The sequence below is a fragment of the Streptomyces sp. NRRL S-495 genome (assembly GCF_000966955.1).
Classification (GTDB): domain Bacteria; phylum Actinomycetota; class Actinomycetes; order Streptomycetales; family Streptomycetaceae; genus Kitasatospora; species Kitasatospora purpeofusca.
Genome location: NZ_JZWY01000578.1, coordinates 1 through 16,911 on the forward strand (window position 1 = coordinate 1; position 16,911 = coordinate 16,911).

At 76.1% G+C, this 16,911-nt stretch carries 6 protein-coding genes; 1 reads left to right on the forward strand and 5 read right to left on the reverse strand.

Annotated elements, in window-relative coordinates:
* The 5 genes from VR45_RS27665 to VR45_RS27685 form a co-directional block, all read right to left on the reverse strand.
* On the reverse strand, positions 1-4,609 hold a 4,609-nt coding region (locus VR45_RS27665), incomplete at its 3' end, for a non-ribosomal peptide synthetase (RefSeq protein ID WP_045942571.1).
* Positions 4,610-4,640: 31 nt separating this feature from the next.
* Positions 4,641-7,079 carry a lantibiotic dehydratase gene (locus VR45_RS27670; protein WP_052709419.1) on the reverse strand — a complete coding sequence of 813 codons (2,439 nt, stop codon included), beginning with the start codon at positions 7,077-7,079 and terminating at the stop codon, positions 4,641-4,643.
* Positions 7,072-12,792, reverse strand: a complete 5,721-nt coding sequence (locus tag VR45_RS27675; protein WP_045942572.1) for a type I polyketide synthase — start codon at positions 12,790-12,792, stop codon at positions 7,072-7,074. The genes VR45_RS27670 and VR45_RS27675 overlap by 8 nt, the downstream gene beginning before the upstream one ends.
* Before the next feature lie 248 nt (positions 12,793-13,040).
* Positions 13,041-14,225 carry an SDR family oxidoreductase gene (locus VR45_RS27680; protein WP_353612723.1) on the reverse strand — a complete coding sequence of 395 codons (1,185 nt, stop codon included), beginning with the start codon at positions 14,223-14,225 and terminating at the stop codon, positions 13,041-13,043.
* A 771-nt stretch (positions 14,226-14,996) separates the two neighbouring features.
* Entirely contained in the window at positions 14,997-15,608 is a 612-nt protein-coding gene (locus VR45_RS27685; RefSeq protein WP_045942573.1) for a TetR family transcriptional regulator, read from the reverse strand.
* An 82-nt stretch (positions 15,609-15,690) separates the two neighbouring features.
* Between VR45_RS27685 and VR45_RS27690 the strand changes: the two genes are divergently transcribed.
* Positions 15,691-16,626 (forward strand): oxidoreductase, encoded by a 936-nt coding sequence (locus VR45_RS27690; RefSeq protein ID WP_045942574.1) that lies wholly within the window; start codon positions 15,691-15,693, stop codon positions 16,624-16,626.
* The last annotated feature ends 285 nt before the right edge of the window (positions 16,627-16,911 follow it).

Genomic DNA, 16,911 nt, shown 5'->3' on the forward strand with positions numbered 1-16,911 from the left:
TGCCGTTGGCGGTGAGCGGCAGCCACGGCCGGACCACGACCTCGTCCGGCAGGTGACCGGCCGGCAGCCGACCGGCCAGCCAGCCGCCGACCTCGGCCGGGTGCAGCGTCCCGCCGGGGAGCGGGACGACGCAGGCGACCAGTCGCGGGGCCGTCCCCGGCGCCGCGTCCAGCGCCACGGCGGCGTGGGCGACCCCGGGGGCCTCGCGCAGCCGACGGGCGATCTCCGACGGGGAGACCCGGTGGCCGCGCACCTTGACGGTGCCGCCCGCGCGGCCGAGGAACTCGACCGTGCCGTCCCAGCGGAGCCGGCCGCGGTCGCCGGTGCGGATCAGCGAGTGCCCCGGGTCCCCCCAGGGGTCGGGGCGGTGGACCTCGGCGGTGCCGTCCTCGTCGTCCAGGTACCCGAGGGTGGGCAGCGGGCTGCGGACCGCGATCTCGCCCACCGCGCCCACCGGCAGCGGCCGGTCCGCCCGGTCGACCACCGTCAGCCGGGCCTCAACCGCGCCGGCGCCGAGCCCGGTACGGGCCGGACCGGCCCAGTCGGGAGCGACCTCCGCCGCGCTCGCGGCCTGCGGCGTCTCGGTGGTCCCGTAGATCGTGACGATCCGGGTGGCGGGCGCCGTCCGCCGCCAGGCCGCGACGGTGGCGCCGGACAGCTGGTCACCGCCGAAGCAGGTGAGCCGGACCCGGTCCAGCACGGTGTCCCCGGCGGCGGTGCGGGCCAGCAGGTCGCCCATCAGCGGGGTCAGGTGCAGCACCGTCGGGCCGAAGCCGGCCAGGGCGGCGAGCATCCGTTCCGGGGCGATCCTGGTCCGCTCGGAGGGCACGGCCACGCAGGCGCCGTTCCACAACGGCAGCAGCAGGTCCCGGAGCATCGGGTCGTGGGTGCGGCCGGACAGCAGCACGAAGCGGTCCCGCGCGGTGAGGCCGAAGCGGTGCGACCAGTCCGCGAGGAAAGCCGTGAGCGGCTCGGCCGCGCCCAGCACCAGCTTGGGCTCGCCGGTCGACCCGGAGGTCGCCAGGACGTAGCGCGCGGTGGCGGACCGGCCGGCGGGCCTGCGCACCCGCTCCGCCGGGAGCGGCGCCGCGCGGTCGGCGGGAGCCACCACCGGCCCCGCGTCGCCGTGGGTGAGGGTCCAGTGCGGGCGGGCCCGTTCGACCAGGCGGTCGCGCCAGGGCTTCGGCTGGGCCGGGTCCTCGGTCAGCACGACCGCGTCGGCCGACCAGGCCCCGAGGATCGAGGCGACCAGGTCGCGGCCCTCCGCCGCGGCGATCCGCACCAGCTCCCCCGGGCGCAGTCCGGCCCGGTGCAGCGCCTCGTGCACGGCCGCGGCGGCGGCGCGCAGTTCGCGGTAGTCGCAGGTGCCCCGGTCGTCCACGACCGCGGGCGCGTCGCCGGGGTGGGCGGCGATCCGCTGCTCCAGCGACCGCCCGTCCGGCCGCCGCGGTGCGGCAACCGGGGCCGGGCCGACGCCGGTGCCGATGCCGGTGCCGGTGGCCGGGCCGTCGAGGAGAGTGCGCAGCGTGTCCGTGACCTGCTCGGCCAACGACTCCGCCCACGGGGGGTCGAAGCGCTCGGCGTCGCAGACCACGTCCAGCACGGTGCGCCCGTCGCGCCGGTCCACGTAGAGGGTGAGGTCGAACGGGGCCCCGGAGACCGGCGGGACGGCCCGCCGGGCGGTGGCACCGGGCAGCCGCAGTCCGCGCTCCGGGAAGCTCAGCGCGTTGAACCAGACCGAGAACAGCGGGGCCGGGCCGCCGCCGCTGCCCGCCCTGACGGCGGCCACGACCTCCTCGTACGGCACGTCCTGGTTCATCTGGGCCTCCGTCAGCGCGCGCTGGGCCCGCCGGACGGTCTCCGGCAGCGCCTCGGCGAGCTCCAGCCGCAGGGCCACGGTCGCGTTGAAGAAGCCGACCGTGTCGCCCGTGGCGGCGGTGGTCCGGCCGCTGAGCGGAGCGCCCAGCACCAGGTCGGTGCGGTCGCTCCAGGCGCCGAGCACGGTGGCGAAGCAGCCCAGCAGGACGGCCGCCGGGGCGCAGCGCAGCTCACGGGCGGCCGTGTCGAGCCTGCGCGCCAGCTCCTCGGGCAGCTCGTGCCGCACCCGGACCGGCGCGGGCCGGCCGGTGGCGGCCCGCACCGGCAGGTCCGGCGCGGCCGGCAGGTCGCGCAACCGCCCGGTCCAGTGGGCGAGCTGTTCGGCGGGCGGCGCCTGCCCGGCGGCCTCGGCGCTGTGCGCCGCGTAGGAGGGCGCCGGGGGCAGCGCCGGGGTCAGGCCGGCGGCGCGGGCCCGGTAGCACTCCGACAGCTCGTCCCAGAGCACCTCGACGGACCAGCCGTCCAGGACCATGTGGTGGGCCACCAGGGCGAGCAGTCGGCGCCCGTCGGTGGTCGGCAGCAGCGCCCAGCGGGTGAGCGGCCCGGTGCCCAGGTCGAAGCGGGTGCGGGCCAGCCGGGCGAGGTGGTGCTCGGCCGCGGCGGGGGTCAGCGGCCGGGGCAGGACCTCCAGGCCGTTCGCGGGCGCGGCGTGCCGGTGCTGCACCGGGCGGCCGTCCACCGTGCGGAAGGTGGTGCGCAGGGCGTCATGACGCTCCAGCAGGTCCCGGACGGCGTGGGCGAGCGCGGTTTCGTCGACGGGGCCTTCGAGCTCCCAGACGTCGACCACGTTGTAGGCGCTCTGCCCGGGCTCCAGCTGTTCCAGGAGCCACATCCGGCGCTGGGCCGGGGCGAGCGGGACGTCCTGACCGGGCGGGAGGCCCGGCCCGACCGGGGCGTCCGGCCCGACCGGGGCGGCGGCGCGGACCCGGGCGGCCAGCTCCCGGACGGTGGGCCCGGCGAGCAGTTCGCGGATCTCCAGGACCACTCCGAAGCGCTCCCGCAGCCGGACCAGCAGCCGGGCGGCGAGCAGCGAATGCCCGCCGAGGGCGAAGAAGTCGTCGTCCGGGCCGATGTCGGTCCGCCCGAACAGCTCGCCCCACAGGGCGGCGAGCGCGGTCCCGACGTCCCGGCCCGGGTCCGGCGGGGCGTCCCGGCCGGGGTTCTCGCCGGGGTCCCGGCCGGTCGCCGGCCCGGCCGCGCCGTCCGGCCGCGCGGTGACCAGCGCCAGCAGCGCCGCCCGGTCGAGCTTGCCGGTGGCGGCGACCGGCAGCGCGTCCAGCCACTCGATCGCGCTCGGGATCATCGCGGCCGGCAGCCGGGCCGCGAGCAGGGCCCGCAGTTCGGCCGGGGCCGGGCGGGGCCGCTCCCCCGGCACCAGGAAGGCCGCCAGCGCCCGGTCGCCCAGCGGGTCCAGGAACGGCAGCACGGCCGCCCGGCTCGCACCGGTGGCGGCCATCAGCAGCCGGCGGACCTCGCCGGGCTCGATCCGCTGGCCGTGGATCTTCACCTGGTCGTCGATCCGGCCGACGTAGTCGTACTCGCCGTCCGGGCGCAGCCGGACCAGGTCGCCGGTGCGGTACAGCCGGCCGCCCGGGGCGTCCGGGTCGGGCAGGAAGGCCCTGGCGGTCAGCTCGGGCCGCCCGAGGTAGCCGCGGCCCACCCCGGGGCCGCCGATCCAGAGCTCGCCGTCCTCGCCCGGCGCGACCTCGTGGCCGTCACCGTCCCGGACGGACAGCCGCGAGCCGGCCACCGCGGGGCCGATGGTGACCGGCCGGCCGTCCCCGGCCCGGGAGACCCAGCAGGTGGCGAAGACCGAGCACTCGGCCGGACCGTAGGGATTGACCACGGTCGCGGTGCTGTGCTCGCGCAGCCGGCGCAGCAGCGGCTCCGGCAGGGCCTCCCCGCCGACCACCAGGACCCGCAGGGCGTCGAGCCGGGCGAAGCGCCGGTCCTCCATCAGGACTTCGAGCATCGAGGGCACGAACTGGGCGACCGTGACCCGGTGTTCCCGCATCATCCCGACCAGTCGGACCGGGTCGCCGTGCGCCCCGGAGGGCACCACCAGCAGCCGGGCGCCGCACACCAGGGGCCAGAAGAGTTCGCAGACCGAGTAGTCGAAGGCGTAGGCGGTCTTGTGCAGCACGGTGTCGTCCGGTCCGAGCGGGACCGTCCGGGCCAGCCAGCCGACCTTCCGGGCGATCGCCCCGTGCTCGTTCAGCACGCCCTTGGGGCGGCCGGTGGAGCCGGAGGTGAAGACCGCGTAGGCCGCGTGCCCCGGGCCGACCTCGGGCAGCGGCCGGTCGGGACCGACGGCCGAGGGCGCCGCGCCGGGCCGCCGGTGCCCGAGGTCCGTCAGCCCGGTGCCCTCCGGGAGCGCGCCGGCCGGCGGGGGCCCGGAGACCACCACCTGCCGCACCCCGGCATCGGCGAGCATGCCGCGCAGCCGCTCGGCGGGCTGGTCGGGGTCGACCGCCAGATAGGCGCCCCCGGCCCTGAGCACGCCGAGGACGGCCGCCACCAGGACGGCTCCGCGCGGCATCAGCACCGCGACCACCTCGCCCGGCCGGACGCCGCGGGCCACCAACTCGCCGGCGATCGCGCCGGCCAGCTCCCAGAGCCCCCGGTAGTCGAGGGCCTCCCGGCCGTCCTCGACCGCCACGGCGTCCGGGGTGCGGCGGACCTGGTCCTCGACCAGGTCCGTGAGAGTGGTGGGGGTCTGCGGTTCGGCCACGCGGCTCACTTCCTCGCTGCTCACTGCCTCGCTACTCGCTTCCTCGGCGGTCGACGCCGTCCCGGTCCTCGCCGACGTGGTCCTCGCCGACGTGGCCCTCGCCGACGTGGCCCGAGCCGTCGCGGTCCTCGCCGCCGCCGGGCTCCAGGCCGTGGTGGTCGACGGCGACGAAGCGGAACTCCGTCGTGTACCGCCCGATGCCGGGCCGGGACAGCCACAGCCCGTCGGGGTCCGGCAGCATCTCGCTGATCACGAGTTCGGCCGGGCCCTCCTTGGCCGCCTTGCGGACCATCCGCAGCAGCGAACGGACCAGCAGCGGGTTCCGCGCGTCGACGTACACCGGCTTGCGCTCCCCGGTGACCCGGACGAAGGTCCGCCGGGGCAGGCCCAGCCGCTCGGCCAGCAGCCCGAACGCCCGGTGGTCCGCAGCCTCGTCCGGCGAGGCGCCCAGGCCGAGGCCGTCGGCCGGCACCCGCCAGGTCTCCCGCACCACCACCAGGCCGTCGATCGTGATCCGGGGGACGTGCGGCAGGTCGGGGACCATCCCGAAGGCGTTCACGGTGACCATGGAGAGCAGCTCGCCGAGCACCTCCAGCAGCTCGGCCCGGAAGCCGCCCCCGGCGTCGCCCACCCACAGCACGCCGTCCTCGCGGGTGATCGTCAGCCCGGCGGCGGGCAGCACCGCGGTGGTGGGCGCACCGCCCGGGTCATTGCCGATCGACCAGTAGGTGTACGTGGGCGACAGCAGGGCGAGCGGCGGGAAGGTGCGGGAGGTGACGGCCCGCCACTCCTTGGGCAGCATCGGCACCACGCGGTGCCCGATGCCGTCCCGCTCGACCCGTTCCAGCAGCTGGGCCGGGTCGGGGTGCTGGGCGCAGAACACCCGGTTCTCGGTGGTGTTGACGGCGGCGTGCAGCTCGCCGAGCACGAACAGCGCGTCGCCGGACGCGACATCGGCCGGGTCCGCCGCGCTGACCATCAGGTCGGGGCTGTGGTAGCGGGCCGCCGTCCAGCCGGCCCGCGGACAGTCGAAGGTCTCGCGCACGGCCGCGCGCAGCTCCGCCGAGTCCAGGGTGACCGGCCCGTCGGCCCGCTCCACCGCGTCGGCGAGCAGCGCCCACCACCGCTCCCGCAGCCGGGACGACACCTGGGCCGGGACGACGGCCTCCGCGCCCACCAGGTGCGGGCCGAGCAGCAGGGTGAGCGAGCTCAGCCGGACGGGGCCGTCCGGGTCGCGCGCGACCAGCCCGTCGTACAGCTCGTCGGCGATCCGCAGGTACTCCCGGGCGACCTCGTGGGTCAGCCAGCGCGCGGACTCCAGGACCAGTGCGAGGGCGGGGCCGAAGGCGGCCACGGCCGACCGGCCGAGCCTCAGCTCCACGTCCCGGACGGTGTCCTCGTACACCACCGTCCGGCCCGCCCCGAACTCGCCGTCCCTGCGGTAGGCGCCGGCCCCGGTGACCTCCTCGAACTCCCGGTGCAGCGCGGCGACCGCCGCCACCACCGCGTCCGGGTCCCCGGCCGCCGCGGCCACCCGGTCGCGGGCCGCGATCAGCCGGTCCAGCTCGGCGAGCGCGGCCCGGACCGGTCCGTCCTGCGCGCAGGCCAGCAGCCGCGCGCGCAGGTCCTGCTCCGGCCGGGAACCGAGCGGCACGGTCAGGTCCCAGCGCAGCAGGCCGCGGCGTTCGAGCGCGGCCAGCCGCTCCGGGACGGCCTGCTCGTCCGCGGGGTCGAGCAGACCGAGCCAGCTCGCCTCCTCGGCCAGTTCCCGGGCGGAGCGGGTGCCGTTGGCGGCGGCGAGCAGCACGGCGGACAGCTCGTCGAGGGTGATCGGCGCGCGGTAGGGCGCCACCGCCACCCCGCCGCGCAGCTCCACCGAGGGGTTGCGGCGCGGCGCGACCCACGGGCGCAGGCCGTGCCGCTCCAGCAGCGCGTCCGCGACCGCGTCCACGGCCCACACCTCGAAGTAGACGGAGCGCGCGGACAGCAGCCCGGCCCCCGTGTCCACCCGCATCCCGTCGCCGTCGTCGACGGTGCCCCAGGCGACCGGCCCGAAGAAGCCGATGGTGTCGTTCTTGGTGCAGTAGCGCTGCACGTAGCGGGTGAGGACGGTCTCCTTCTCCCGGACCCGGTTGTTGCGCCGCTCGGGCAGCGGGCGGGCCGCGAAGCCGTCGAGGTGGGTGACCACCAGCTTCGGGTTCTGCCAGGCCACGGCCTCCCGGAAGAGCGGCTCCCGGGCCACCTCCAGGAGGGCCTCGGCCGAGCTCCGCGCCGCCTGCTCGAAGCGGGCGGCGTACGCGTCCGGCCGCTCGTCCGCCGTCGGCGGCGCGGGGTCGGTCGCGAGCCGGTCGACCCACTCCGCCGGCATGCCGGCGGTGCGGACGACGAACTGGTCCCAGAGCGCGAACGCGCCGGTGTCCAGCGGGATGTGGTGGGCCGCCCGGCCGGGGCGCGCGGGTCGCTCAGCCATGGAGGGCCTCCGCCACGGTGCGCTGGAGCTCGCCGAGGGTCGGGTGGTCGAACATCGCCGAGATCGGCAGCTCGACCCCCAACTCGTCCCGGATCCGGTCCACCAACTGGATCGCCGCCAGACTGTCACCACCGGCGTCGAAGAAATCCTCCTCCGGACCACCCGCGGCACCCAGCACCTCCGCCCACAACTCAGCCACCGGACCACCGACCGGCACCACGGCCCCGACCGCCGCCACGGCCGCCGGTACCGCTGCCGGCGTCACCGCCGCCCCGGGAAGCGCCTCCGCCACGACGCGCTGGAGCTCGCCGAGGGTCGGATGGTCGAACATCGCCGAGATCGGCAGCTCGACCCCCAACTCGTCCCGGATCCGGTCCACCAGCTGAATGGCCGCCAGACTGTCACCACCGGCGTCGAAGAAGTCCACCTCCGGACCACCCGCGGCACCCAGCACCTCCGCCCACAACTCGGCCACCGGACCACCGACCGGCACCACAGCCCCAACAGCCGCCGGTACCGCCACGGCCTCGACGAGCGGTTCCGCCACCGCCGCCTCCCGGCCGCCCCGCAGGGAAGCCTGGGTGAACGCGCGGACGCGGTCGAGCTTGCGGCGCAGCCCCTCGGGGGCGATCACCACCTGCGGGCCGAGGTCCCGGGCCAGCAGCCCGGTGAACAGCCGGGCGCCCAGGACCGGGTCGAGTACGGAGTCCTCGACCCCGGCCCGCTCCGGGTCGGCCGGGACGGCGGGCAGGACGGGCACGGCGGAAGGCGTGCCCGGGGTACCCGCGGCGGCCTCGCCGCCGGCGTCCCCGCCGGTCCGGCGCAGCCGCTCGACGGCCTGGGCCGCCATCGCCCGGTCGATCACCCGCAGCGTGAACCCGCGCACGGTTACCACCTCGCGCCCGGCCTCGTCCAGCAGCGCGAGGTCCCGGACCAGCGTGCCGCGGGCAGCGTCGGCGTGCGGGGTGACCAGTGCCGTGACGGTCGCCGGCAGCGCCTCCCGGACGACGATCTCCCGGTACGCGAAGGGCAGCGCGTTGACGCCCTCCGGCAGCGGCAGCGCGAAGGAGGTGGCGCAGTCCAGCAGGGCCGCGTGCAGCTGCTCCGTCGCGACGTCCGCGGCGTGCGCGACCGGCAGCGACAGTTCGGCCAGGACGGTCTCCCCGCCCGCGGCGATCCGCCGCAGGTTGTGCCAGCGCGGGCCGACCGTCATCAGCCCGGAGCCGTCGTTGTACTCCGGCAGCGGCCGGGGCTCGGGGTGCTCGGCGCGCAGCCGGCCGAGGTCGTGCACCGGCATCTCCTCCGCCACCGGGGTGACGGTGCCGCCGGCGTGCTGCACGGTCCTGCCGCCGTGCTCCGAGGTGACCCTGAACCGCCGTCCGGCGCCGTCCGGCTCCAGGGTCAGCGCGAGCCGGACCGGACCGTCGACCGGCAGCGGCGCGGTGAACGTGACGTCGGAGAGCCGCAGCGGCCCGGGGTGGAGGGTGCGGGCGGCGCGCAGCACCAGCTCCAGGTAGCCGGTGCCGGGCAGCATCGGCACGCCGTTCAGCCGGTGCTCGTCGAGCAGCCAGGCCTCGGGCGTCAGCACGACCTCGAAGGCGCCCTCGGGGCCGTCCGGACGCGCGGTGATCCCGACGCCCGCGTCCGAGCGCCACCGGGGGTCGTGGCGCGAGGCCTGGGCCGAGCTGTCGGCGGCCATCCCGGCGCCGTCCCAGGAGGGCCAGTTCACCGAGACGGTGCGCCCGGGCCGGCGCCGGGCGCGGTCGTGCGCGAAGGAGTCCAGGAAGGCGTTGGCCGCGCCGTAGTCGGCCAGGCCGAACTGGCCGCTGAGCGCCGCGACCGAGGAGAACAGCATGAAGAACTCGGGCTCGTCGCCCAGGAGTTCGTCGAGCAGCAGGGTGCCGCGCACCTTCGGGGCGAGCACCCGCTCCGAGGTCGCGCGGTCCTTGACCGCGATCATGCCGCCGCCGGTCACCCCGGCCGCGTGCACCACCCCGCGGACCGGCCCGAGTTCGGCCCTGGCCCGGGCGACCGCGGCCGCCAGGGCGTCCCGGTCGGCGACGTCCCCGGCCAGCGGCAGCACGGTCGCACCGGTCGCCTCGATCCGGGTGATCGCCGCCACGGCGGCCAGCTGGTCGGCGGTCAGACCGGCGCCGGAGTGCCAGTGCTCCCGGGCCGGCAGGCCGCGACGGCCCAGCAGCGCGAGCCGGACCCGGCCCAGTGCGGCCAGCCGTTCGGCGGCGATCAGGCCCAGGGCACCCAGGCCGCCGGTCACCAGCCAGACGTCGCCGTCGGCCACCTCCGGCTCGGCCGCCAGCGTGGCGGGTTCCACCGGGCGGTAGTCGGGCGTCCACACCCTGGTCCCGCGCACGGCCAGCTGCTCCCAGCGGGCGCCGCGGTCCTCGGCCAGCACCGCGCGCAGGGTGCGGGCCGACGGCCCGTCACCGCCGTCCGCCGTCCCGGGCCCGGCGTCGATCACCCGGGTGCGCAGCCGCTCTGACTCCTGGGCGGCGATCTGCAGCAGCGGGACGGCGGCGGCCTTGGCCGGCTCGACGGCCTCGGTGCCGGAGACGTCCCGGATCCGGTCGCCGAGCACGGTGAGCCGGACCGGACGGCCCGGCCGACCGCTCCGGGCGAGCTCCCGGACGGTGTCCAGCAGCGCCCGGTAGCCCCGGTCCAGCCAGTGCTCGGCCGCGGCCCCGTCGTCGAGACCGTCCGGGCGACCGCCCAGGAGGCACAGCTGGACGATCTCCAACGGGCCCTCGTGGGCGCGGAGTTCCTCGGCCACCCGGGCCAGTGCCCGCTCGCTGTCGGCGGCTCCGACCACGACCGAGGTCACCGTCGCGGCGTCACCGCGGAGCCGCTCCGCGAAGCCGGCGCAGCGCTCCTCGGTGTCGCCGAGCAGCAGCCAGTGCCGGCCGGCGGTGTCCACCGACGCGTCGGCGCTCCCGTCGAGCGGCCGCTCGCGCCAGCCGGGGACGGTGATGCGGTCGTCCACGGGCGCCTCGGCGTCCGTGCCCGCCGCGGACCGCGCCGGACCGGCCGCGGCGGTGTCCGTGCCCGGGGCCGCGACGGGCTCCACCGGGTCCGGGTCGATCCAGAACGACGACCGGTCGAAGACGTAGCCGGGCACGGCGGCGGGGATCCGCGGGTGCTGCCCGGAGACGGCCCGCCAGCGGACGGGGACGCCCTGCTGCCACAGCCCGGTCGCGGCGGCGCAGAGGACCGCCGAGGCGTCGGCAGTGGCCTGGGAGGGGAGCGAGACCGCGACGGACCAGTCCTGCGGGGCCCTGGCCGCGGCCCGCCGGATCGCCGGCGCGAGCGACTGCCCGGGCCCGAGCTCGACGAACGCACAGGCCCGGTCGGCGCCCGCCGCCTCGACCGCCTCCCGGAACCGCACCCGTCCGGAGAGCTGGCGGCCCCAGTGCGCCGGGTCGACCGCCTGCGCGTCGGTGACGGCGGCACCGGTTAGACCGGAGAACCAGCGCACCACCGGCGGGCGCGGGTCCGACTCCCCGGCCAGGGCGCTGAGTTCCTCCGCCGCGGCGGCCATCAGCGGGGTGTGGCAGGCGCGGTCCGCGGCCGGCACGCCGACCCGGCGGCCCTGGGCCTCCAGCAGGGCACGGACCTCGGCCAGGGCCTCGGCCGGTCCGGCCAGTACACAGGCCCGCGGGCCGTCCTCGGCGGCCACCCAGACCCCGTGCTCCTCGGCCAGGGCGGCCGCCTCGGCCTGCGGCAGCGGCACACCCAGCAGCCCTCCGGCCGGCGAGGCGGCGACCAGCTCGGCGCGGCGGACCACCAGCCGGGCGGCGTCGGCGAGGTCGAGGACCCCGGCCAGGGCGGCCGCGGCGACCTCGCCGACCCCGTGGCCGAGCACGGCGTCGGGGGTGACACCCCAGGACTCCCAGAGCCGCCCGAGCGCCCACTGCACCGCGAACAGCGCGGGCTGGGCGTACCGGGACTCCCCGAGCCGCTCGGCCGCCTGCGGGCCGCCGTGCAGCAGCAGTTCCCGCAGCTCCTTGTCGAGCACCGGGCCGAACAGCTCCAGGCAGTGGTCGAAGGCCTCCCGGAACACCGGCTCCCCGGCGTGGAGTCCGCTCGCCATGGCCGGGTGCTGGGCGCCCTCGCCGGGCAGCACGAACACCACGTCCGGCGCCTCGCCGACCGGCTCGGAGCCCCGGCGGGCCAGTTCGCTCAGGGCCTCGGCGAGGGTGTCCGCGTCGTCGCCCGTCACCACCAGCCGGTGCGGGTGGTCCAGCGGGCGGCGGTGCAGCGCCCTGGCGACGTCCGGCAGCGCGGAGCCGGTCCCGGCCAGGTGGTCGGCCAGGCGCTCCGCCATGGCCCGCACCGAGGCCGCGGAGGCGGCGGCGAGCGGCAGCACCACGGCGCCCGGCGCCTCGTCCCGGCCGCGGACCCGCTGCGGGGCCTGCTCGATGACGACGTGGGCGTTGGTACCGCCGATGCCGAAGGAGCTGACGCCGGCGATCCGCGGCCCGGGCGCCCAGGGCTCGGTGCGCGCGCTCAGCGTGAACGGCGAGGCGGAAAGGTCGATCAGCTCGTTCGGCGCGGTGAAGTTGGCCGTCCCGGGCATGATGCCGCGGTCGACCGCGAGCACGGCCTTGATGAACCCGGCGATGCCCGAGGCGGGGCCGAGGTGGCCGACGTTGCCCTTGACCGAGGAGAGCCGGCAGAAGCCGGTCCGGTCGGTGAACCGCCGGTAGGCCCGGGTGAGCGCCTCGACCTCCAGCGGGTCGCCCAGCGCGGTGCCGGTGCCGTGGGCCTCCAGGTACCCGACCTCGGAGACCTCCACCCCGGACACCGCCAGCGCCTCGTGGACGGCGCCGAACTGGCCGTCGACACTGGGCGCGGCGAACCCGGCCTTGCGGCTGCCGTCGTTGTTGATCGCCGAACCGCGGACCACCGCGAGGATCCGGTCGTCGTCGCGCAGCGCGTCCGCGAGCGGCTTGAGCACGACCGCCCCGGCGCCGTCGCCGAAGATCGTCCCGTCCGCCGCGCTGTCGAACGGCCGGCAGACGCCGTCCCGGGAGAAGATCCCGCCCTGCACCCAGCGGTAGCCGCCGCCGTGCGGGAGCTCCAGCTGGACGCCGCCGGCCACCGCGACGTCGCAGTCGCCGTTGCGCAGCGCCTGGCAGGCCAGGTGGATCGCCACCAGCGAGGTCGAGCAGGCGGTGGCGACGGTCAGGGCCGGGCCGCGCAGGTCGAGCTTGTAGGAGACGATGGTCGCGATGTAGTCGTTGTGGTTGCCGGCCTGGATGCCGATCTCGCCGTAGGTGCGGGTGGCCCTGGCGTTGCGCCGGACGTTCAGCTCCGCGTACCGGTTGGTGGCGCCGCCGCCGAAGACGCCGATCGAGTCGCCGCCGCGCAGGTCGACCCCGGCGTCCTCCAGCGCCGAGTACGCCACCTCCAGGAACACCCGCTGCTGCGGGTCCCGCAGTTCGGCCTCGCGGGGGCTGAACCCGAACAGGCCGGCGTCGAAGTCCGCCACCCGGTCGAGCAGCGGGGCGCGCTTGACGTAGTGGGGGTCCGCGACGGCGGACTCCGGGACGCCCGCCGCGCGGAGGGTGTCGTCGGACAGGTCGCTGACGCTCACCCGGCCGCTCAGTACGTTGGACCAGTAGGTCTCCACGTCGGGAGCACCCGGGAAGCGGCCGGCGACGCCGATCACCGCGATGCGGTCGTCCTCGTGGGTCATGGAGGGTCCTCCTGTCCGGGCACCGGGGAGCGGCACCCGATCGATAAGACGGGGGTTCGGATCGCGGGCGCCGGCCGCCGGGGGTCCGGCGGCGCACGGTGACGGTGACGGACCACCGGGGTGGTCGGCGGTCGGCGGTCCGGGCGCGAAAGGCGAACGGCGAAGGTGAAGGTGAAGGTGAAGGTGACGGGTGAAAGGGCGGAGCACGGGGAGCGAAGGGTGGGGAGCGGAGCGCGCGGGGCGGGAGCTCAGCCGCTCCCGGCAGGTGCCTCCGTCGGCGCGCCGTCCGCGGGAACGCCTGTCCCGTAGGGGAGTTCACTGGTCGGGACGGGCAGCGACACCCCGCCGTCGACGGCGAGGTTGACCCCGGTGATGTAGGCGGCGGCGTCGCTGCACAGGAACAGCGCCGCGGCGGCCGTGTCCTCGGGCCGGGCCAGTCGGCCGAGCGGCACCCGCTGGGCGTGCCGCTCGAAGGAGGGCGGCAGGTCGGGCCGGCCGACCGCCATGCCGCTGAGGGCGCCCTCGGACGGGGTCGGCCCCGGGGCGATGGCGTTGACCCGGATCCCGTGCCGCCCCCACTCCCGCGCCCAGGTCGTGGTGAGCCCCAGCACACCGGCCTTCGCGGCGGCCGCGTGCGCGAAGTAGGGGAAGCCCCGGTGCGGGTCGGTGACCACGATATTGAGGACCACGCCGCTCTGCTGCTCGATCATGTGCGGCACGACGGCCCGGGTGCAGTGGAAGGTGCCCAGCAGATCGATGTCGACGACGGTCCGGAACGAACGGGCGGACATGGTCTCCGCCGGTGACCAGAAGTTGGCGGCGGCATTGTTCACCAGCACGTCCACCGCGCCGAAGTGGTCCAGGGTCAGCTCGACCGCGCGCGCGACCTCGTCCTCGTTGCGGACGTCGCAGACCGCCGTCTCGCACCGCACACCCAGGGCGCGCAGGCGCCGGGCGGCCGCGTCCAGGCGGTCCCCGCTGCGCGAGGCCAGCACGACACCGGCGCCGTGCAGGCCGAATTCCCGCGCCATCGCATACCCGATACCCGAAGCCCCACCGGTGATGACTACCGATTTGCCGGCATAGAGCTTCGCCACAAAATGACTCATGAAGAAACCAACTCGCGCATTGCAGGATTGCACCCGGAGAAACCGCTCCGGGTCAATGGAAAAGCTCTGTCGAAAAGCCTTGACAAAGGGGGTCGAACAGAACTTCCGAGATTCCGCGGACGACACACGGGGGAATCCTTCACACACTCCGACAGTGCCTGCCGGAATCCCCCTCGACGGGGCCGGACCCGACCCGCACGAGGGCTGCGGCAGTACCGCGAACCACCCGGCCGTCAGCCGCCCCAACGCCCCTACCTGGCCTGCCGTCGAACCACGACGACCCCCGTCGCCCCCGCCGTCCGCGCGGCGGTCGGGCCCGGCCATTCCGGGCCGGCCGGCGGGGAAACCAGATCACCACCGATTGCTCACATATTCCGCCGGTCAGTACTGGAGAATTTCCATCGACACCCCGGCGCCCCCTCCCACCTGGGACGATACGGATCTTGTCGTGCCATGTCAAGGAACTCTTTCGCCCCTGGGGCGGGGCCCGGCCGGCCCCGAACAGGGGTGGCAAACGGCTCCCGGCGGCCGTGCTCGCAGTTCGCCCGACACGCACCCTCGGCCCGGGGGGAACCAATGCGGTGCGGGAATTCCGAACTCCCGCACCGCCGTCCGGCACTGTCGTCGGGGCCTTCGACCGCGCGATCACCGACTGCACCGCCGGCCTTCGCACGTTCACCCGGACCGGCGCCGCCGGCTGCACCGCGGGCGAGCCGATCCGGACCTCCACCGCGCCCGGGCCGCGCGAGTACGGCACCCCCGGCACCGGGTACATCGGCGACCAGCTTCACTGCGCCGCCGAGCGATCGCCGGACCGCCCAGGAAAACGCCACCGGGACAGCGCACTTGACGATCGATCAGATTCTGCACGCCGACCGAAACGGTCTCGGCCCCCGCGCCCACCCCTACGCGGCCACCTTCTTCGACCCGCTCGGCGAGCGCCCCATGCCGACCCAGGGGCGGTACCAGGCCGCCCCACCCCGCCCCTCGGCGCGATCGCCCGGAGCCGTTCGGCGTACCGGCACGCGTTCCGGGAATGCGCCTCGGAGCGCTCCGGCGCGCCGTCGTTCCGGCGCTCCCGGCCCGGGCCCAGCCCTAGCCCGGCAGGGCATCCAGGGCGGGGGCGATGGTGGCGAAGGCGCGGTCGGTCAGTTCGGCCGGGTCCTCGGCGCCGTCGCTGGCGCTCCACAGCTGCAGGACGACGTCGAACGCGGTCAGCGCCATCCCCGCAGCGAGCCGGGGGTGGAGGCCGGTCGCGGAGCCCAGGCCCAGCCGGTCGGCCAGCTCGGCTGCCAGCTCGTCGCGCCACTGCGCCTGGCGCTCCAGGAAGCGGGCGTGCAGCGCCGGCGTACCCAGGATCAGCTGCACCACCCGCAGCGCCTGCTCGGCATGGCCGGCGCAGGCGTCGATGGAGACCCAGACGGTGTGCCGCAGTGCCACTGACGGCGACTCCTCGGCCGGCCTGCCGGCGAGCTCGGCCCGCATACCGACGCCCATCTCCCCGAGGAACTGGACGACCACGTCCTCCTTGGACGCGAAGTAGCGGAAGAAGGTGCGCTTGGACATGCCGGCGGCGGCCGCGATCTCGTCGACCGTGACCGCGTCGAACCCCTTCTGCGCCAGGAGGTTCAGCGCGGCCTGGGACAGCTCGTCGGAGACCAGCTGACGCTTGCGCTGGGCCAGGCTCGCTTCAGGGCGGGTAGTCACCCCCTCATGTTACACGCCGCGCCGTCTTTGACCCCTAAGGGCGCGCTTGACACTCGGTGACAGGTAGGGCAACGTGTGACGCATGACGAAGCAGCAGGGCTGGACCGCCGATCTGATTCCGGACCAGACAGGGCGGGTGTTCGTCGTCACCGGGGCGAACAGCGGCCTCGGCCTGGCGACCACCCGGGCGATCGCCCGCAAGGGCGGCCAGGTGATCCTCGCCGTGCGCGACGAGGTCAAGGGCCGACGGGCCGCCGCGGAGATCACGGCCGCGCAGCCGGGCGCCCGCCTGGAGGTGCGCCGCCTCGACCTGGCCGACCTCGACTCGGTCCGCTCCTTCGCCGAACGGCTGCGCGTCGACGGGACCCGCCCGGACGTCCTCGTCAACAACGCGGGCGTGATGGCGCCGCCGCGGACGCTGAACGCGCAGGGTCACGAGATCCAGTTCGCCGCCAACCACCTCGGCCACTTCGCCCTCACCGGGCTGCTGCTCGACCTGCTGGCCGAGGGCAAGGACCCCCGGGTGGTCACGGTGAGCTCGACCAACCACCGGCAGGGGAAGGTCTTCTTCGACGACCTCTCCGGCGAGCGCAAGTACTCGCCGATGGGCTACTACAACCAGTCCAAGTTCGCCAACGCCGCGTTCGGCTGGGAGTTGCACCAGCGCCTCACCGCGGCCGGCAGCCCGGTCCGCAGCCTGCTCGCGCACCCCGGCTACACCGCCACCAACCTCCAGACCAGTTCCCCGGTCGGCATGGTGAAGGTGCTCTTCGGCCGCATCCTGACCCCGCTCGCCCAGGCCCCGGACCAGGGCGCGCTGCCCCAGCTGTTCGCCGCCACCGCCCCGGACGTCGAGGCCGGGCAGTTCATCGGACCGAGCGGGATGGCCGAGCTGCGCGGCGCCCCGAAGGTGGTCCAGCTGGCCCCGTCCGCCGCCGACGCCGAGACCGGCAAGCGCCTGTGGGAGCTGTCGGAGCGGCTGACCGCCGTCCGGTTCACCTTCCCCGCCGTCGCCTGACCCCGTCGTCCGACCCCCGGACGACCCCTGCCCGACCCCGCCGCCGGATCCGGCCGCGGGAGCAGGCCCCCGAACCAGGGGTCGCCGCGCATGACGCCCCCGGCATGCGCGGCGACCCCTGCGCCACTCGCGCCCCCGCACCACCCGCGCCGGCCCCCTTGGCCCCTGCGCGGGACAACTCGTTCACACCCCCCGAACCCCGGCTCCCCGTTCCCCCCGCGGCGGCACCGGGAATCTCGGCATTCCGTTTTGCAATATCGCCGCAATGAAAATCCAGCACCCCCT